An 18,414-nucleotide genomic window follows, 5' to 3' on the forward strand; every position below is an offset into this window, starting at 1 on the left:
CCTTTTAAAACATATAATAGATCGTTTTCATATTTTCCAGAATTCCATAATGATACTCTACCTGACTCATTCCATATATAGTCATATAATATCTTGCAGCCTCCTGAATGGCATCTCCATTGATCCAGTCTGCTCTGGCCTGTTCAAAAGCTTCCTGTGATGAGAATTTAAACCTCACTACTGCAGCCCCGTTATTCAGCCTCATCTGACAGTATGCCAGAATTTCCTGATAGTCATAACTGTCAAAGCAGCCCTGGTTCAGCACATAAAAATTCATATCTGTTGCAGAACACGCCGGAACCGTAAATTCATCAGAGGGTGTATATGTCATCTCATACTCCTCCGGGAATGGACACAAATAATCATATAGGATTGTCTTATGTTCTGCAAGCTGGACTGCATCGCCCTCCAGAAATTCCGGCTGGTCACCGTTGGTCGCATCAAAATAGTAATCATTTCCATTTAAAGTAATAATGTTCCAGGCATGTCCCTCTGTACTTCCGGCAGTACTGCCTTCCACGTAAATACAGGGCACTCCAAGATATTCCAGCAGATACTGAGCAGCCCCTGCATATCCGGCACACACTGCCTGCCTCCTCCAAAAGATTCCTGCCATGCTCTGGTCGTCCTCAGATTCCTGATATTCGGCAGTATCGATCAGATAAGTATAAACTGCTTTCGCCTTTTCATAATCATCCGCCTCCTCTGAGACCAATGCACTTACCTCCTGACAGGCATTGTCAGCAGCTGCCTGTATCTCCTGGATTTCCTCATCCGTATAACTGTAACCAGGAGAAAACATACAATAATTGGCATTTGAGAAGGTTGTTTTATATACCTGCTTCCGGTTATGCACCCAGAACAGCTCCGGATGATCCATAAGCACCGCATGGTAAACCTTATTTACAGTGTCATCCTCATAGATCGTAAGGTAAAATTCTTTCTCTTTTGCCCGGATTCCTTCTATTATTTCCCGATAGCCCCGCTGTTCTTCTTCATTCAGCTGACTAAAATAGTATTCCTGGCGCAGTCCCTGTGTGTCGGTATCTGCCACCTCCTGCTTCCGCAGTTCCTGGACTTCTTTCGGCTCTCCGGAAAAAATCTCCGGAGCGTTATCCAGAATTCCCTCTCCCACCTTTACAAACAAATCGTCCGGCTCATACTGCTGCTGATAAACATAGACTCCCAGGGAAATTGCCACTGCAAACAGAAGAATAAAAATAAATTTCCATGGTTTTCTTTTTCTCATTCAGCCTCCTTACCCAAGCTGCCGGATCCGTTCCAGAATATCTCTGGTGTTTTCCCGGAATAAAAGTTCCTTATTGTAGCGGTAATATCTTTCACAGGAATATTCCTGAAGAAAAGCCACTGCAGGACTGCTGGTATTCAGTTCTGTAATAAATACCACAAGTTCCTGTCCACCCGCAAAAGCACTCTCCATAAAATCAAAAGCATATTCAAGCTGCTTCGCCGCCTTGTCAAAACCATTGTCATATTCTTCTTTTTCCGCATTAAACCAGCCTCTGAGAAGGGAAAAAGCAGACTGGCCATCCTGTACATTCTCTTTCTTCAGATCCATCACATATTTTTCCAGGGTATCCAGAACCTGCTGGTCATGATGGAGGTCCTCCCTGGACAAAAGCCCTGCTTTCTTCTTTGCCAATGAGTCTGACTGGAAGCGGTTCTTTACATCCTCCAGATAAACCAACGGCTGCTCCTTCTGCGCTCCCATAAGAGGCTCTTTCGCCTCTTTTAAAATATCAAAAATGCTGACAAGCTTTTCTTCCTCTTCCTTCACCTTTCCAAAGGCTTTGTTCAGTCTGGAAAGAAGAAGTCCGGTGACACTCAGCTTTTCATCAAAGGAAGCATGTGCCGCCTTTTTTACCAGAATATCATCAATATGGCCGCTTAAAACCTCATCGATCTGATAATCCGTACGGTACTTGTAGAAAAGTTCCAGATAGCTGGCGAAATCTCTTGCAATCTGCGGATGCTGGATATACTGGACTACCACGTCCTTATCCACGGTTTTCTCCAGTTTTTCATATACCCGTATCAGTCTGGACAGATCCTCCCATCCTCTTGGAGTAGCAAAATTTTTGCCATCTACTGTGCTCTCCATCTTATAAAAATTAGCCGGTCTTGTATTCAGATAGGAAATCACTGCAGGGTGAACGCCTTTTGCGTAAGCATACTCTCTCCATGCGTCAAAATCCGGCTCCACCTGGATTTTCTTCACACGGTCCATGGTCACCACATCAAATTCACGGACCGATTTATTATACTCCGGTGGATTACCGGCAGCTACGATCAGCCAGCCTTCCGGAATCTTGTGGCTTCCAAAGGTTTTACACTGAAGAAACTGCAGCATGGCAGGTGCCAGTGTCTCGGAAACACAGTTGATCTCATCAATAAACAAAATTCCCTCCCGAAGGCCGGATTCCTGAATTTTCTCATAGATGGATGCTACGATCTCGCTCATGGTATATTCTGTAACTGCCATCTCTTTTCCGTCAAAATTCTTTCTGGAAATAAAAGGAAGTCCAATTGCACTCTGTCTGGTATGGTGGGTAATGGTGTAAGAAACCAGTCCCACCTTACATTCCCGGGAAATCTGCTCCATGATCTGTGTCTTGCCGATTCCAGGGGCGCCAATAAGAAAAACAGGGCGCTGGGCCATAACCGGGATCTCATACTCCCCGTATTCATTTTTCAAAAGGTAGGCTTCTATTGTATTGCGTATTTCTTCCTTCGCTCGCTTGATGTTCATAATATTATATTCTCCTCGTCTTTACAGATTGGCTGTACTATTCTAGAGCATGTTTGAAAAAGGCTTTCTGCAAGATGTGCGTCACAATTTGTGGGAGATTTTGTCCGGATGAGGGCGACGTAGCAGGCTACGGCAACCGAATTCGGGCAAAATATACCGCAAAGTGGGGCGTGCAGATTGCGGGAATGATTTTTCAAACAGGCTCTAATCTACATATCCTGCTTTACAGGAAATTTGACACAGAAAGACTTTTTAAACAGACTCCAGGTCCTCTTCATCAAGGATCAGCTTGATCGCCCATGGCGGCACATCAATGTCCTGGTAATCCTCTTTCATAAATACAAAAGCGGTCTCATAAGGAGGCATTTTGGCAGGATAAATTCCATAACCATCTGTAAAATAAATCAGTCCCCGAAGTTTTGTAAACTTCTTCGCTCTCATAAGCTGTTCCACATAGGCAAAAGCAGGGCGAAAATCTGTGCCGCCCCCTCCTTTCACTGTGAAATGGGACATATATTCCTTCAACTGCATGGCATTTTCAATCACCACATCAGACTGGATTTTCTCGTCACACTGAAGAATGTGTACGTGAATCCGCCTGAAAAAGCTCTCAGATTCACTGAGCACACTGTAGGTTTCCTCCAGAAACTTCCGGACAAGCTCTCCTTTACAGGACATGGAAGTGTCAATAACGATCACAAAATCTTCCACCTTCCGCTCTTCTTTCGTTTCTAAGGGCTCGATCAGCGGCATATTGCCATACAGATTCATTCCATAATTGTAAAATATATAATCGAAAGTGTCCATATCAACTTTCATTTCTTCTTTCAAAACAGAAAATTTCCGCAGAAATTCTTTATAATCATAGCGATTTTGATTCTGGGCATGCAGCTGGTCTACCAGAGTTTCTCCGCCTTCTCCCGCTTCTTTTGAAAAAGTTTCCATCTCTGTCTGCATGCGGTTGCGGATGTCGTCCCAGTTCTTTTTCCGCTGGGACATCTGAGGACTGTTTGGATGGTTTTCATACCACTTACCATGGTCATCCTGAGTAAACTCACGGCGCAGCTCCTGCATTTTATTTTCCGGCAAATGAAGAGTCTGAAGCCTTCGGTAAATTCTCTGAGCCGTCATTACCTTTCCCTCTTCCAGTATCAGCTTCAACGCCTGCCTCTTCACCATAGATGCCGGCTGATGCACACATTTCAGATAAAGCCCGTCAATGATATTTTCCACTGTAATGTCACATGCAAGATTCCAGTACTGGACATCCACAGCAGGATTTCCTTCTTCATCCTTCTCTGGAAAACAGTGGAGAAAAATGCAGTGTAAAAGGCTGTGAAGATAGATTCGATTCACCTTTTCCTGGCTTCTCCTGAACTGTTCCATCAGTTCTTCCGGCTGATAGTACAGGACAGTTCCATCCGTTCCAACAGGATGAACGCCCATATCTCCCTGAAAGAAAAGTGCTGACAATGCGCAGTCCATAAAGCGCATATTCAGGTACAACTGGTTTCTGGCACTGGACAAAATATCCTGGCAGATGCTTTCTGCCGCCAACGCACGATCCCAGGCGTCATGTACCGGATTTACCTTGTACAAAGTATTTTGCCCATATGTCGGACTTATCTGGTAAGCAGCTTTTCCCCCCTGCGCTTTATATAACGAATCTTCCTCATGTAATGAATTCAATTTTTTCTCTTCTGAACCACTCATAGTTCAAAACTTCTCCTTTTCGATGGAAAATGCAGCCTCTGGTACTCCATAAGCATACTTAAAATCTCCGGAGATTTCACTGTGTCTGCCAGATTTACCAGACCTGTAAACAGTTCTTTCTGCCCAGGTTCCAGGGGATACGTGTGAAGAAGCCATTCCAGCTCTTCTCCTCTTTTCTGACGGATAAAATCAGAAGCAATCTGTTCTATATGCTCCTTCAGGTACTGCTCGTACTGTATTTTCGCCTGTTCTGTCAGCCCTGTTGGCCAGTTCAGTCTGCCATATACCATTTCTCTCAGGAAATCTGATGATTCCTGGGCTCTCGCCATCTCAAAACGCTTGTCATACTCCAGAAAATGAAATACTTTTCCCTGAAAGCAGTTTCTGTAATACAGACCGCTTCCATGCACCTCAGTCATCAATATCCTGGCAGGAGTATTTTCCACACCTTCCTCATAATATTCCGGAAACCAAAGCATGGCTTCCACTTTTCCATATAAATGTACCCGCAGCTCCTCCCCAACTTCTGAAAGGATCTCTTTCAGCCCGGATTGTTCATCATTCATCAAAACTTCCATTCTTCGGATCCTGTGGCACCCTGTAAAAGCTCCACTTCCAAGATCAGTAAAATCACTGGAAAACCATAGCTCTTCCAGATTCCGACAGTTATAAAAACCGTAACGGCCTATTTTCTGAACTCCCAAGGGAATCCGTATGACCTGACAGCTTTTCCCGGAAAAAAGATATTCAGCCAGTTCTGTGACCGGTACTCCGTCGATCTGTTCCGGAATTTCCACAATCTGGGGATCCCCATCAATTTCCATTACTGTAGCATGGTCTTCCTTAATATCAAAGGTAAAACCGCTGTCTGTATACTTTTTCATTTCATACACTCCTGTATATGTGCCTGTAAAAAAGGCTTGCTATTTTTTCTCATTAATATTAAACTTAATCTATTGCAGTGTTAAAACAGTACTGATGTTCACACTCTATATAATATCGGAGGAATTTCCATGAGCATTAAAATACCGATTGAAACCTCAGCACGGCATATTCATGTTTCCCAGGAGGATTTCCAACTCCTGTTTGGAGAGGATGCCCAGCTTCATTACATAAAGGAATTAAGCCAGCCTGGACAGTATCTCTGCCAGGAACGTCTTACCGTAAAGGGGCCTAAAGGTGAGTATCAGAATATGGCCATTCTAGGTCCTTTTCGTAAAGAAACCCAGATTGAGCTTTCCCTTACAGATACCCGCAAGATCGGTCTTCCCGGTCTTATCCGCCAGTCTGGTGATACTGTCGGCTCCCCTGGCTGCACTCTCATCGGACCCAAGGGCGAACTTATCCTTGATCACGGTGTCATTGTTGCCAAACGTCACATTCACATGACTCCGGCAGATGCTGTTACTTTGAAGGTCAAAGATAATGACGAAGTTTTTGTCCTGACCAAAAGCTTCGGCCGCGCTCTTATTTATGCAGATGTGGTAGTACGTGTAGACTGGAGTTACCGCCTTGCCATGCACGTAGATACCGATGAGGCCAATGCTTTTTCCAATGAAAAAGAGCCTTATGGGGTAATCGTAAAATTCTTTGATGATAACTATAATACGGATAAATGGATTGAAGACGTATTGTCCGGTATTAACCGCTAAATGTCAGGGCATACTCTGTGACTCCATTTTATTATTGTTCACTGGTGACATTCCGCAAGGTGTTTTTTGTGAACAGAGTGAACAGTAATTCCATTTTCTTGCAGCAGCATATGCCAGTCACAGCCTCCCGGAGCCTGTCTGAAAATCAATTCTGTAATCTGTTCACTCAGTCTATACAAATGAAAAGTGCTTCCTGCCCGAATCCGGGTGTGGAAGCACTTTTGCGTCACTGAATTCCAATTGTCGCCGCCAACAGCTCCTGAAGAGAATTGGTAACCATAATTCTGGAAAAATCTACTGTCTGGGCTTTATTAACTCCCGCAGTACCTGCTGCCTCATTACTGCCAGCTTCCATCTCTGCGGCATCTCCGTATGTCACCTGACTAAATACACTTACATGCTGTCCTGCATCAAACAGTTCCTGAAGGCTGTTTGCGACATAGAGGCTTCCCGGTGAAACAGTTCCGTCTCCGGAAGCATCTATGGTAACCGTATCCATATCTCCTGTTGTAACAAGGTTCGCCTTGATCAGATCCTGAAGGTTATTGGATACGTCAATTCCTGTGATATACTGGGTATTGGCTATAGTTTTACCACTCTGTCTCATTTCCTCTACCTGCTGTGCGTTCGGATAGAAGGATGGCTGACGGATGTAACGAAAGCTTGCACTATAAGCCTCTCCTACTGTAACACCATTCTTGCTGGAAGAACAATGTACGACGATCCAGTCTCCTGCGTCAGTTTTTCCACAGATAATACCAACATGGTTGGCACTTCCTGCTTCTGGTCCTCTCTGAAAAACCAGGTCACCTGGCTGGGCATCCGCCTCACTTACCACGTTCGCTCTGCCCCACTGGTCTGAGGTACCGCTTCCTACAGCTGCGATCATAGCCTGATTCTCATAGCCATTGATCACTGCCCAGGTAACAAAACCGCTGCAGTCAAGGCCATAAGCACGTAAAGTACCGGTACTCTGACTTCCCTCTGCGCTTACCTGCTGTACTGCGCCCCAGCTTGGATCCATTCCGATCACAGTAGACTTGCCGCCCCAGAAATACCCTACCTTACCAACCAGTGAATAAGCAGCTGCAATTACGTTTACACGCTCTTCTGAAACGTCATCGCCAACACTCTGTCTTACAAAGCCCTTGGCTGCTGTAACGGTTGCACAAAGAAGCTTGCAGTCTGTTTCAAGATATTTCTTCAAAATCCCCCTCTCATCCTTGGGGATCTTATTCTCTTTAATGTAATGGTTAATATGGTAATTTCCATATGTAACTCTGTTAGAATTACTTTCGTCCTTCACAACAGGATTCATCCTGGCAAAAATAGCTGCCAGATCATCCTTACAGGAAGAATCCAGCGTAAAAGAAGTGGCACCATCAAGGCTCTTCTCATAGACATATATGGCAAGTATATCCTGCCAGTTGCGTACAAGAAGGGTATCTGCGGATGTGGTAACACCACCTTCGGAATCAGATACATCTGTCAGTTGATTGGCAGCTTTATACTCTGTCTCAATCTGCTCCATAACATCTGCAAAATCATCAGAAAATGACAGCTGATAGTTCTCCTGCAGGCTGTTCAGATAAAATTCCTTGCCTGCATGAAGATTAGATGCATAGTAGACTGGGGTTCCATTAAGTGCCTGCGTTGTGGTGCTGTCAATCTTATCTGCATCTTTATCGTCTGCTGCCCCGGACAGCTGGCTGATCGTCTTCTCCATATCGATAAGAAGCTTGTAATTAGTAACAGCAGCCTTCTCCTGGTCTGAAAAGCTGTTATAGGTCTTTCTCAGGGCTTTGACTTTTTTCTTCTTTTTCTTATCTAATTCCTGCTTGAAGGTTTTATCAATGTCTTTGATCAGGGCACTTACCTTCTGCTGGCTCTCTGCTGAAAGTCCAGGAGTCACAGTGGGTGTCACCTCAGGTGCAGCACTAGGCTCTGGTGTCACTGTGGGGGTATCGTCCGGCGTTGCACTAGGTTCTGGTGTCACGCTTGGTTCTGGTGTCGTACTTGGTTCTGGTGTCACCTCAGGTGTATGATCTGGCGTCACACTTGGAGCCAGTGTCACTGTAGGTGTATAATCTGGTGTTTCACTTGGAGCCGGTGTCTCTGTAGGTATATGATCTGGTGTAGTAGGCTCTGATGGGATCTGTGTAGGCTCAGCTGGTGTTTCTGTGGGCTCTGATGGCGTCTGTACAGACTCTGCTGGTACCTGTGCCGGCTCTGACGTTGTCTCCGGAGGTGCGGAAGGCGTCTCTGCCGATGCCTGCTCTGATGAAATCGGCTCTGCTGCCGCTTCCCGGGCAGCTGTTTCTGTTTCTGACAAGGCTGTCTCTTCTGAGGCAAAAACACTGGCCGTTCCTGTAAAGGATATCGCAGCTGCCATAGTAATACATAAACATTTTGTCAGATATTTATTTTTCATATTCAAAAGATGCTCCCTTCTATTCATGAACATCCCTTTACTCCCCTATATAAAGGTATGCATTCTTACCTTAAAGACAGTTCGCATTAAGTATTAACATGCATTATTGTAGCATACTAACCCTTCTAAATCAACTATCCTCAAAATATACAGACGTATTTTCGTGATTTTTCATTTTTTCTTCACAATTTCTGTACAGATTTAAGTGAAAGCGTTTCCCACTTGCTAAATACCGTTTTTATCGCAGCAGCGAATAATTCATTTTTTCTGCTGTACAAAAAAATACCAGTCCCGGTACTCACAGACAAGCTGCTGTGATCTCCCGGCACTGGCTCTTCCCATTATCAGCATGCAGCCGGAATCAGAATATCCTCTCTGCCAAACTGCTTCGCAGCCAGCTGCAGGATTCCATGAATAACCTGTGAACAGATTCTGAGAATATACTGAACATCCTCTGCAATATTACGCTCCTTAAGAAGATATCTTTCATGGGCATTTCCAATATACTCCACCAGTTCCCTGAAGCTTCCGAAATTCACTGGAAGAATGACCATACGATCTGCTGCCCCACTCTCTATGTAGCGCTTCAGATGGTTCTTAAGATGCTTCTCGTATTTATTATGCTCGTACAGATTCCCGGTAAAGTTCTTATTATGGGGAAAAGTAAAATAATCTGCCATATAATGCATCACTTCGCCAAACCTGCGCCAGTAAACGCGCTCCTTGCTTTCTTTGGGATCATTGTCAATAAGAGCTTTCATCTTACCCTGGATTTCCTCGAAGGTGCCGAAATATTCATGCTTCTTTGTAAGAAAAGATGGCTTGATATCCGGAAGAATGCTTCCAAGGCAGAACGCCTTTCTGTGGGACTGCAGACTCTTAGTGGCAGGCATCTGGTCTGCCAGATATCTGGCTACCAGTATATGGGATTTTTTACGCAACCGCTTCCTCTTCTTTCCTGTTCTTATCCATTGTAACAGATAAAAAACAATAAACTGTAAAAAGCTTTTGTATCTGCTTTTCAAATCATCGTTATCACAACTTAATATAGCAGAATCTCTGTCAAATTTCAAATAAACATTTTCTGATTTTCTGTGAAATATTTTCCAATATATCGTTAAATTGCACAATTATATCCTGCGTGTAAGCCGGTCTTGTTTTTTTTCGTCATATATTGTATTATTAGGTTACTGTACAGCAAAAAATCATGCAGACCCATGATTTCTGTACATTACAAAGCGTGTTGCTGGTCACGAAATGAACCGTAACATGATCCCAAAAATGAAATGCTGCCAGTGAACAGTAATGAAACACACTGGCATCATGAAATCATTACATAAAGGAGGAATTATATGCCTGGCCATAAACCACGGACAAATAAGGGGCTGGCTATAGCTGCTGTTCTTATGTGTCTTGCATGCGGAGTTTCTTTTACCCAGTCTTCCGCTTCGCACTCACCCATTACAGATACCCAGATCCCGGACATGTTCGTAGCTGGAAATACAGATGATTCCCAGATTCAATCTGGTGGTGCGGCAGCTGAAAATACCGATGCAGAAGAGGAGAACACACCGGAGGATGTCATTCCCACCGAAACGCCTGCCGCAGATACCCCGGCACCTGATACCCTTTCAGGTTCAGACACTTCTTTCGAAGTCTCTCCGGAAGCTTCCCAGGGGGTGTGGACGCCAGTTGACAGTAACTGGTATTTCATGGTAAACGGAGAAGGTTATAAAGGCTGGCTCACAGATACAGACGGACACCGCTATTACTTCAATGACAAAGGCGTTATGCAGACCGGATGGCTTGAGCTTGATGGCAAGCGCTACTACCTCAATGCAGATGGAGTTCTTCAGACTGGTGACGTGACAATAGACGGCGAAATTTATCACTTTGGCGCTGACGGTGCACAGCAGGGTGAACCGACGACGGCAGATGATAGTTCCAATCAGGATCTTGTATTCTACATGAATACTACATCAGATTCTTCGAATGCTGACAATCTCACAGCTTCTGCGACAGGTGCTTCCACACCGGCTGCAGAAGCTGATATTTCTTCTGATCGAAATGAAGATTCCAGAAAAGCTTCTTCCGAAGTCGATGATCCTTCTGAAGCCTCTTCTGCAGCATCAGAAGTCTCCCCTGTACCGGAAGCCTCCGTTACTTCGGAACCGACTGTCTCTCCGGAGCCAAAGGGGATGATTGCCCTCACCTTTGATGATGGACCCAGTGATTTTACAGACCGTCTTTTGGATTGTCTGGAAGCAAACAATGTAAAAGCTACTTTTTTCCTGGCAGGTCAGGAAGTGGAATATTTTCAGGAACCTGTAAAGCGTATGGAGGAGCTTGGATGCGAGATTGGAAACCACTCTTATGATCACCCGGATCTCACCACGCTTTCCGCCGATGATGCTGCAAGTCAGCTTTCCCGCACAGATCAGCTGATCCAGGATCTCACAGGGCACATTGCCACTGTTGTGCGCCCCCCTTATGGTTCTTACAATGACACCGTAGCAGAGACTGCAGCAAGGCCTCTGATTTTGTGGTCTGTGGATACTCTGGACTGGGAAACACAGAATGCAGATTCCACAGTACAGAATGTAATGGACAACGCCAGTGATGGACAGATTATTTTAATGCATGATATTTTCAAAGAATCTGTGGATGCTGCTGAAATTTTTATTCCGCAGCTGCTGCAGGAGGGCTATCAGCTGGTAACAGTAAGCGAGCTGGCTGCTGCAAAGGGAATTACATTGGAAAACGGAACCGCTTATGGATCGTTTTGATTTGGCGTGTCCCAAGTTCAAACGCCTTATCGTGCAAGCACGAACGGCTTTTTGACCTTTTGACACTGGTATCATAATATAGCACTACATAAAAAACCAGAGTATCGTTTTCAGGAAATCAGCAACTATACTCTGGTTTATTCTATATATTTTTTCAAACACGCAAAAAAAGGAACTGCCATCATGACAATTCCTCTTTTATACTTATTCAGTTTTCTCTTCCAGAAGGCTGCTGTGAACATACGCCTCAGAGCCTTCATAGTCAATCTGGATCCAGTCTCCGTTCTCACCTTTCTTGACTACTTCTGTCCCAGCGGACAATCCACCAATCACTTCTGCATCACTGCTGGCTGCTGCACGGACATTACAATCCTCTGTCACTACCAGCGTAGTTCCATCGGCTGTCTCTGCAGATCCTGTGACATCCTCACCAAGACCATCAAGGAAAGCAGCAAGTGCAGGATCTGCAGTCTGTGCATCCTCATACTGCTTCTGTACCTTGGCCTTCAGCTCCTTCACGTCGTCATCCTGACGCAAAGAAACTTCATATTTCGTTATCTCGTCGCTGTCATCGTGAGCAGCGCCGTCAATCTTCCAGTTCCCGTCTGTGTCCTTTACCACATAGAACTCAGCAAGCGCAGGTACCTTTGTATCAATCCCCTGACAGATGTAGTAAAAACAGGAATATACTACATAGGAATCGTCATCAAGCCCCTTTTTCGTGTAGATATCACCAGCTTCATACCCTTCAATGTACTTGGCATTGGTAATCTTAGACTCGTCTGCCGGTGCAAGATTATCTACCAAAGTACGCAATGTGGTAATATCTTTATCCCCCAGAGCTGTGTAATAGCTCTTGATCAATGAAGTAATCTCTTCATTAGCTTTTTCCATGGGATTGGCGTCTTTCTTCCCGTCAGTCTCCCCATCATTTGCCGGAGAAGAAGGAACATTTCCCTGGTCGTTGTCTGCTGTTACCTGCTCATCGGCTGTATCCTTGCTGGAATCGCCCTTCCCGCTTCCCATAAATGCACGGATACCGAAAAACAGGACAACCACGATTAACAGAATCGCTCCGCCAAGCATAAAATAGCGAAGGTTATCTGATAACCATTCTCTGAAATTATCCAAGTTCTTGTCCTCCTTAATACAACGCACCGGAACGCCCGATCGTTCCAGGCAATACACCTGAAGGGAATCGAACCCCCGCACATGGTACCGGAAACCACTGCTCTATCCACTGAGCTACAGGTGCATAAATTCGAAAGCTGCATTATCATTCGTTACTGTCTAACATTTAAACAGCAACCTCATATACAACCACTTCGACTAAAAAATTATAGCACAATATCGACTGGATGTAAAGTTTTTTCTTTTGACGGAATAGTTATGTCAGTTTTGAAAAAGGGGCTGTCGGGAAATAGACAGCCCCGCCCTCATCCGGGCAAAATCTCCCACAAATTGTGACGCACATCTTGCAGAAAGCCTTTTTCAAACACGCTCTAGTACTCCATTTTTACTCCATTTTCGTAATAAATAGCGTGAAATTATAATAATTTACGTGAAATGCGCAACTCTCTTAACCCCTGGAAATACTGGAAAAATCAGGTGTTCCGTACAGGTCGTATGGGGTGCTCTGATAGACGTAATAATTACATTTATTTGCACCCCATCTGGTTACAATAAATCCAGTAAAATCAAGGGATTCCAAGGCTCTACGCCATATCATTTTTCTGCACTACCCCATTTTTACCCCACGGTATCATCCACAAAATTTAATAACTTTTTCATTACTAGCTAAATTTATCTCAGCTGCCGGATCAGGGAGATCAATTGAATCTTCAAGAAGTTGCATATCATTCACTTTTTTATGCTCCATAACCGCAGTATATAAATCCATTGTCATCTGAAGAGAAGCATGGCCAAGATAGGCTTGCACTGTTTTTGGTACAATTCCAGCTTCAAAACATCTAGTAGCAAATGTATGTCTGAAGCAGTGTCCTGAAAAAGTTTCCATCAAATCCAACGGATCCCTCATCAGATTCACTTCCTGCACGATTCTTTCAATTGCATCGCAATATAATTGTGCATTTAATGGAGTCCCAAGCTTCGTAGTAAACAGGAAATCAGGAAATTCCAAATTCTTCCTACACGTTTTCGCCATTACAATTTTATGCTGAATAATCTGTTTTTCTAGTGCTTTACGGCAATATGAATTAATCGGAACTGTTCTTATGCTTGTTTCTGTCTTTGGGGGACCAAGATGAAATGTCTTACACTCATCACCCTCCAGTTTCTGATACAACAGCGTACGATTCACATGAATAACATTATTTTTCCAATCAATATCCTCTTCCGTAAGCGCATACAATTCTCCCGGACGTAAACCAGTATTTACAGCAACAACAAACATATTATTATAGAATGTACCGGCGGCACATTCAAAAAAGTCTGTCTGATCCTCTTTGCTGAGTGCCTTAATCTCATTCTGCGGCTTATTCTTTGGCAATCTTACACCTTTTGCTGGATTGCGGATAAGGAACTGATCTTCCATTGCTCTATTAAGCATATCAATAAGAAGAACCTTCACTTTGTTCAGAGACTCATACTGATATCCTTTTTTTGACATATTATTCACTAAATCTGTAATCATCAATTTGGTGATATTTACTAAACGAGTTTTTCCAAAAACTGGTGAAATCAACCTTCTATACATTGAATTGTATGTAGTTTTTGTACTGAGCCTGACAACAGGCTCTTTATAAACCCGCATCCATTTTTCGTACCACTCATCCAATGTTATTTTTTCATCAACAATATTTGACAGCTTTTGTTCGTTTAGTTCCGCCTCTGCCAGCTTCGCTTTTACTTCTTTCACCGTTGTACCATAGACGGATCTTCTGGCGCCAAAACGGTCTACATACCTTCCATGATACACCCCGTTTTTTCTTTGTGTAATGCCTTTTCCCAATTCCTTTCCTTTTAAATTTTTTCCCATTCTTTCACCTCTTTTTAACTAGAGGTGCGTAAATGTTATTTTTTATAGCACTAATCTTATCACACACCTCCGTTTCCTGCAATCATAAATAAACAGTTTCATCTAAATATGATTCCAGTCTGTTTTTTTTGATAAGCGCTTTCTTACCATTGAAAAGCACAAAATTGCAGCAAGGTTCTTTTATCATATCGCGCAGTTTGTTTTTACCAATGTTGAAATATTCAGCAGCCTCATCAATCGTCAGCAAATATTTCTCAGACATAATAATCACCTCCCAAATCAAAAAAAGCACCCAAAAATCAACGTTTTCGTGATTTTTGGGTGCAATTGCACACACTACCGTTATTTCCATTCATCCCGAACCTAACCGAGATAAGAGTTTATGCAGCATCTACTGCCAAATACCATTTTTATAATATCATCCATGAAACTATGTGTCAATTTCATCACAGTTTCAAATATGTAGCATTAAAGTTTTATTATTATCGCTTAATTATCATAAAAAGTTATAAACTCAACATTTACGCTACCTCCAGCGTATTTATTGAAACCTCATATACAATTCGCTTCTGAGTTTCATTTTCCTCGATCCGTTTTTTGTACTCCCGGCTTTGGATTCTGCCCCAGACCATCACACGGGTTCCCACTTTAAGATCAGCCGCATAGCGGGCGGTACTCCCCCAACAAATGCAGGGTATGTAATCTGATTTTCCAAAAGACCGGTTCACAGCCAGAAGCAGATCCGTAATTTCTTTTTTCAGAGGGGTTTTTCGGTAAACTGTAGGTTTACAGATTGTACCTTCCAGAAGAATTCGATTTGTGTAATCCGTCTTAGAGTCATTTACCTCTACAAATTTCACTTCCCTGGCAAATACATAAAGCTCTAATCGAGTATGGTTTTCTTCACGTAGATTATGTGAATGAAATTCCCCATAAATTTCCGCAAATTCACCAACGCGGCTCTTCGTAATATCTGCAATTTGTTCCGATATCAGCACCGGAATTGTATCTACAGAATCGCTGAGGCGCTTAACCTGAAGCTCCGTCTTATAAAAGCATTCTCCACAAATCTTATGACTAAATGTAAAATCCATTACAATCTTACCAGTGATAACAACCTGGTTATCATCAAACATTATATAGGCCATAGTATCTTTATCCTTTCTCTCTTTTGTTTACCATTTTATGCGGCGTTCTCCATCAAATCCTCTTCCAGAATATCCGCAAGCAGCTTTCCAGTGAATCCAAATCCATTCACTTTTACTTTCTTTTTCCGCAAATCTTTGATTTCTTTTTTCCGAAGATCCCGGCTCTTTAGTGAAAGGATCTTATCTTCCTTGTTGAGCTTACGCACAAGCTGCTCCTGCCATTTTACCAAAAATTTTTTTGCTTCCTCAATGTCAGGATTTTGACGGTCAAAATAAGTCCGCTTCTGGCGTACTGTTCCATCAGGTTCCACCTCCAATGTATAATAGGGTTTCTCTGGAGTATCTGTTTTTCGTAGAAACAAAAGATAGGATTCCTGTTTTGCCATACGGTCAAAATAAGTTTCCTTTCCAGTAATGCAATGCTTTAGTTCATTTCCCTCTACAAAAATATCCCTGACGCTTCGCGGTGCTACAATCTGATATTTTTGATTTTTATATTCATATTTTTTCAGACTTTCGCAAACCGCTTCTATTGTAGGAAACTTTTCCACGATCTCATCTGCTTTCAAATCCATTTCTTTATCTTTCAGCATTTGGATCACTTCATTATGCCGCAGTTCCAGCTTTCGTACCCGATATACAATGGAATCTTTTACATTCAGGCCTAGTTTTTCAGCCATATCAAGATAATCCTTCCAGGTACCCACAAGATCTTTCGGTTTCTTTTCACTTTCTTCTGCCTGTTTTTCTAAATAATTCTTTATCTGTTCCGGGCTCATTCGATCTAGTATAAATGATAGTTCTGTCGGGTTAATCTTACATTTTGAGAACCAGGCAATCACGTCATCTTTGATCACCTTTCCCAATCCTTTTTCAAAAATCAACCATTCAAGAAATATGCGTCCACCCTTGTTATTCCGAAGTCTGTTTAGCCGGAATTTATCAATCCCCAGTGCATGTCCTAAAGAGTCTGCTTCTTGGAAATAGATAGATGTTCCAGTACTCAAAATGTCATCCACTAACTGATCCAGTCCGGCTTTTGCCAATTGTTCAAAATAGGGATACCAGCTTAACCGATCTAAATAATAGATTGGCTCTATCTTTTCACTTTTTCTAATTAATTCATAAAATCCACTTCTTCTAAATTGCTTATTTTGAATTCCATGAAGGGATTTTTTATAGATACGTCCTGGATAACGCGGTTCATAGCCCCAATAATACGGACGGTTCGGATAGAGTTCTCCCTGAATCCACCTATGTTCATCTGTTCCACGGTAGTATCCATAATAAAACTCTTTTTTATTAAGATCTGTATCATAGACAAATCTGCGTTGTTCCCACCAATTATATATTGGTTTCGTATATGCCAGCATATCATATTTCACACTAGCTCTGAATTCACGAACGACAAAATTCTGTCCGCACGTTTGTAACAGATATGCCGTTTCCTCACGCGAACTTACCATACGCTGTTTTCCGATTGCCTTATACTGGATCTTATGCCCGCAATTAGGGCATTTTCCTGTTTTGTTATGTTTTACAGCTTTTACAGGCACATTCTTTTCGCACCAGGTACAATAACCTGTCATACTTTCTTTCCGGGAGTATTTATAGAAAATATAATTCTGTGTAATCCCTACTTTTTTCATCCACCGATCCCAGTCTTTCGGTGTATTCTTCACACAATTCATCACCTGATCCCAGGTCTGTGTACGCAATCGGTTTTTCTGTATTCTTTTTCTTCTGCGTACTCCTTCTTCAAATTGTAAAATAGCATAATACACATTATCTTTTTTGTACTCCTCGCCCAGAATTTCCCATATCTGATCCAGACTGTTTGCAGCACACCATGCATGACTATATTTTATGCCGCTTGGCCATTCAATTTTATCCAACATTTTATTCGTCCAGCCTTTTAACCGGTAATCATACCCTATGAAGCAATCTTTTGCCTTATCAATGAACAGGGTATATAAAGGCCTTCTTCCTCCTGCGGTCAAAATATCTGTAATAAAAAAACCTATTTTTAAAATATTTTCGTCCATTTCCGCCTGAATGAACAAACCAATTGGATATTTCATTCTCTCATAAGCCATATTTCCGATAACTGGTATATCACTTTCTGCCGCCAAAACCATCTCCTTTGATGGTTCCAATACCTTCATTTTTTTAAGCTTTCGTTTTTCCATTTCATTCATCCCTTCTGAAGTTATTTTATAAATCTAAGGTTAACTGCTCAGCCTCATCCTTATGCTCATTTGCCGTAACCCACTCCTGTTGCAACGCTTCAATCTGTTCAGCAGACAGTCTCTTCTTCATAAATCTTTGTTCCGTATCGTTCAGAGACTCCCAGCCCTTTTTCACAAGCTTTCTTTTTACCTGCTCCAGGCGTTTCTCTTTTCGTTCCTGTTTCCACTTCTTCTTCGCTTTCACAGAATCTGCTTCATATCCAACATTTATTCCAGCTTTCTCATCCTCAAGATCCTGTGCCTTATCGCGCGTCAATCGTGCAGCAACTCTAATGTTCAAAATTTCCACCTTCAAATCCGGATCATACAACGCCTGCATAGAATAGCCATTGAACCATTCTTTTCTAAAAATATCCTCCCGGTTTCTTTTTGCAATTTCCTCACAGATATCGACCGAAACCTTGCTCTGCAGAAATTTCTTTCCCCTTGTGATCGTCACTACAGGTTCACCAGCAAAAAAGGTATCGTCTTTTCGAATGGTAGATACCTTTATATCGTAGTAGATATTCCCGCTTTTTTCAGAAAGAGTTCTGCCTTTCAACGTGCAGTAATCGCCAGGTTCACATCTACACCTCATTGGATCATAGTTTAGGCTCCATTCCTGCTTCTCGTAGTTATAAGACATATGCATCTTACAAATACAGTTTTTATGCTGTTCCTTAAATTT

The 18,414-nt window shown here is 42.7% G+C and carries 17 protein-coding genes, 1 tRNA gene and 2 pseudogenes; 4 read left to right on the forward strand and 16 right to left on the reverse strand.

Going from position 1 to position 18,414, the window contains the following annotated elements; all coding sequences use genetic code 11:
- Window positions 1-4 precede the first annotated feature (4 nt).
- From AB5170_RS11255 to AB5170_RS11265, 3 genes are read right to left on the reverse strand one after another with little or no spacing between them, the layout of a single operon-like run.
- The gene (locus tag AB5170_RS11255) at window positions 5-1,249 is read right to left on the reverse strand and encodes a transglutaminase domain-containing protein (RefSeq protein ID WP_173718600.1); all 1,245 of its coding nucleotides are present in this window, start codon (window positions 1,247-1,249) and stop codon (window positions 5-7) included.
- A 9-nt stretch (window positions 1,250-1,258) separates the two neighbouring features.
- A complete protein-coding gene (locus AB5170_RS11260) occupies window positions 1,259-2,770 on the reverse strand; it encodes an AAA family ATPase (protein ID WP_173718601.1) in 1,512 nt (503 codons plus the stop codon).
- On the reverse strand, window positions 2,767-2,925 hold the full coding sequence (locus AB5170_RS11265; RefSeq protein WP_368361568.1) for a DUF6783 domain-containing protein: 159 nt from the start codon (window positions 2,923-2,925) through the stop codon (window positions 2,767-2,769). Before AB5170_RS11265 ends, AB5170_RS11260 begins: the two co-directional genes overlap by 4 nt.
- Between AB5170_RS11265 and AB5170_RS11270 the strand changes: the two genes are divergently transcribed.
- Window positions 2,857-3,063, forward strand: a complete 207-nt coding sequence (locus AB5170_RS11270; protein ID WP_368361567.1) for a DUF6783 domain-containing protein — start codon at window positions 2,857-2,859, stop codon at window positions 3,061-3,063. The genes AB5170_RS11265 and AB5170_RS11270 overlap by 69 nt on opposite strands.
- On the opposite strand, the gene AB5170_RS11275 is transcribed toward AB5170_RS11270, so the two are convergent.
- Window positions 3,023-4,483, reverse strand: coding sequence for a VWA-like domain-containing protein (locus AB5170_RS11275; protein WP_177969036.1), 1,461 nt, complete (start codon window positions 4,481-4,483; stop codon window positions 3,023-3,025). The genes AB5170_RS11270 and AB5170_RS11275 overlap by 41 nt on opposite strands.
- Window positions 4,480-5,367 (reverse strand): leucine-rich repeat protein, encoded by an 888-nt coding sequence (locus AB5170_RS11280; protein ID WP_368361558.1) that lies wholly within the window; start codon window positions 5,365-5,367, stop codon window positions 4,480-4,482. Before AB5170_RS11280 ends, AB5170_RS11275 begins: the two co-directional genes overlap by 4 nt.
- A gap of 129 nt (window positions 5,368-5,496) precedes the next feature.
- Between AB5170_RS11280 and pduL the strand changes: the two genes are divergently transcribed.
- Window positions 5,497-6,135 (forward strand): phosphate propanoyltransferase, encoded by a 639-nt coding sequence (pduL, locus tag AB5170_RS11285; RefSeq protein ID WP_173716254.1) that lies wholly within the window; start codon window positions 5,497-5,499, stop codon window positions 6,133-6,135.
- A 226-nt stretch (window positions 6,136-6,361) separates the two neighbouring features.
- Here pduL and AB5170_RS11290 read toward each other — a convergent pair whose 3' ends face one another.
- Window positions 6,362-8,566 (reverse strand): NlpC/P60 family protein, encoded by a 2,205-nt coding sequence (locus AB5170_RS11290; protein WP_368361557.1) that lies wholly within the window; start codon window positions 8,564-8,566, stop codon window positions 6,362-6,364.
- A gap of 344 nt (window positions 8,567-8,910) precedes the next feature.
- A complete protein-coding gene (locus tag AB5170_RS11295) occupies window positions 8,911-9,507 on the reverse strand; it encodes a zinc dependent phospholipase C family protein (protein WP_118581340.1) in 597 nt (198 codons plus the stop codon).
- 411 nt (window positions 9,508-9,918) lie between these two features.
- Here AB5170_RS11295 and AB5170_RS11300 point away from each other — a divergent pair, with 411 nt between their 5' ends.
- Window positions 9,919-11,352, forward strand: a complete 1,434-nt coding sequence (locus AB5170_RS11300) for a polysaccharide deacetylase family protein (protein ID WP_173769527.1) — start codon at window positions 9,919-9,921, stop codon at window positions 11,350-11,352.
- A 204-nt stretch (window positions 11,353-11,556) separates the two neighbouring features.
- On the opposite strand, the gene AB5170_RS11305 is transcribed toward AB5170_RS11300, so the two are convergent.
- The 3 genes and pseudogenes from AB5170_RS11305 to AB5170_RS11315 form a co-directional block, all read right to left on the reverse strand.
- Window positions 11,557-12,483 (reverse strand): SH3 domain-containing protein, encoded by a 927-nt coding sequence (locus AB5170_RS11305; protein WP_243271291.1) that lies wholly within the window; start codon window positions 12,481-12,483, stop codon window positions 11,557-11,559.
- A gap of 52 nt (window positions 12,484-12,535) precedes the next feature.
- Window positions 12,536-12,607: transfer RNA gene (locus tag AB5170_RS11310), tRNA-Arg, on the reverse strand.
- 132 nt (window positions 12,608-12,739) lie between these two features.
- Window positions 12,740-12,841 (reverse strand): annotated as a pseudogene (locus tag AB5170_RS11315) (DUF6783 domain-containing protein); the annotation flags it as partial.
- Between AB5170_RS11315 and AB5170_RS11320 the strand changes: the two are divergent.
- Window positions 12,797-12,892, forward strand: a pseudogene (locus AB5170_RS11320) (DUF6783 domain-containing protein); the annotation flags it as partial. The pseudogenes AB5170_RS11315 and AB5170_RS11320 overlap by 45 nt on opposite strands.
- Window positions 12,893-12,931: 39 nt before the next feature.
- On the opposite strand, the gene AB5170_RS11325 reads toward AB5170_RS11320, so the two are convergent.
- The 6 genes from AB5170_RS11325 to AB5170_RS11350 form a co-directional block, all read right to left on the reverse strand.
- Entirely contained in the window at window positions 12,932-13,081 is a 150-nt protein-coding gene (locus AB5170_RS11325) for a hypothetical protein (protein ID WP_173718607.1), read from the reverse strand.
- Between the two features lie 33 nt (window positions 13,082-13,114).
- A complete protein-coding gene (locus tag AB5170_RS11330) occupies window positions 13,115-14,350 on the reverse strand; it encodes a site-specific integrase (protein ID WP_173718608.1) in 1,236 nt (411 codons plus the stop codon).
- An 82-nt stretch (window positions 14,351-14,432) separates the two neighbouring features.
- Window positions 14,433-14,612, reverse strand: a complete 180-nt coding sequence (locus tag AB5170_RS11335; RefSeq protein WP_118581334.1) for an excisionase — start codon at window positions 14,610-14,612, stop codon at window positions 14,433-14,435.
- 259 nt (window positions 14,613-14,871) lie between these two features.
- Window positions 14,872-15,498 carry a single-stranded DNA-binding protein gene (locus AB5170_RS11340; RefSeq protein WP_173718609.1) on the reverse strand — a complete coding sequence of 209 codons (627 nt, stop codon included), beginning with the start codon at window positions 15,496-15,498 and terminating at the stop codon, window positions 14,872-14,874.
- 35 nt (window positions 15,499-15,533) lie between these two features.
- The gene (locus tag AB5170_RS11345) at window positions 15,534-17,687 is read right to left on the reverse strand and encodes a PcfJ domain-containing protein (protein WP_173718610.1); all 2,154 of its coding nucleotides are present in this window, start codon (window positions 17,685-17,687) and stop codon (window positions 15,534-15,536) included.
- A gap of 25 nt (window positions 17,688-17,712) precedes the next feature.
- A partial coding sequence (locus tag AB5170_RS11350; protein WP_368362021.1) for a hypothetical protein occupies window positions 17,713-18,414 on the reverse strand: 702 nt, incomplete at its 5' end.

It is taken from the genome of Ruminococcus sp. RTP21484sp1_RTP21281st1_A8_RTP21281_210402 (assembly GCF_040914025.1).
GTDB lineage: Bacteria > Bacillota > Clostridia > Lachnospirales > Lachnospiraceae > Blautia_A > Blautia_A faecis.

Coding starts and splice junctions, on each gene's coding strand:
- AB5170_RS11275 (WP_177969036.1), bottom strand. CDS start 4,483: ATGAGTGGTTCAGAAGAGAAAAAATTGAATTCATTACATGAGGAAGAT.
- AB5170_RS11255 (WP_173718600.1), bottom strand. CDS start 1,249: ATGAGAAAAAGAAAACCATGGAAATTTATTTTTATTCTTCTGTTTGCA.
- AB5170_RS11335 (WP_118581334.1), bottom strand. CDS start 14,612: ATGTCTGAGAAATATTTGCTGACGATTGATGAGGCTGCTGAATATTTC.
- pduL (WP_173716254.1), top strand. CDS start 5,497: ATGAGCATTAAAATACCGATTGAAACCTCAGCACGGCATATTCATGTT.
- AB5170_RS11325 (WP_173718607.1), bottom strand. CDS start 13,081: ATGATATGGCGTAGAGCCTTGGAATCCCTTGATTTTACTGGATTTATT.
- AB5170_RS11260 (WP_173718601.1), bottom strand. CDS start 2,770: ATGAACATCAAGCGAGCGAAGGAAGAAATACGCAATACAATAGAAGCC.
- AB5170_RS11290 (WP_368361557.1), bottom strand. CDS start 8,566: ATGAAAAATAAATATCTGACAAAATGTTTATGTATTACTATGGCAGCT.
- AB5170_RS11300 (WP_173769527.1), top strand. CDS start 9,919: ATGCCTGGCCATAAACCACGGACAAATAAGGGGCTGGCTATAGCTGCT.
- AB5170_RS11330 (WP_173718608.1), bottom strand. CDS start 14,350: ATGGGAAAAAATTTAAAAGGAAAGGAATTGGGAAAAGGCATTACACAA.
- AB5170_RS11340 (WP_173718609.1), bottom strand. CDS start 15,498: ATGGCCTATATAATGTTTGATGATAACCAGGTTGTTATCACTGGTAAG.
- AB5170_RS11280 (WP_368361558.1), bottom strand. CDS start 5,367: ATGAAAAAGTATACAGACAGCGGTTTTACCTTTGATATTAAGGAAGAC.
- AB5170_RS11345 (WP_173718610.1), bottom strand. CDS start 17,687: ATGGAAAAACGAAAGCTTAAAAAAATGAAGGTATTGGAACCATCAAAG.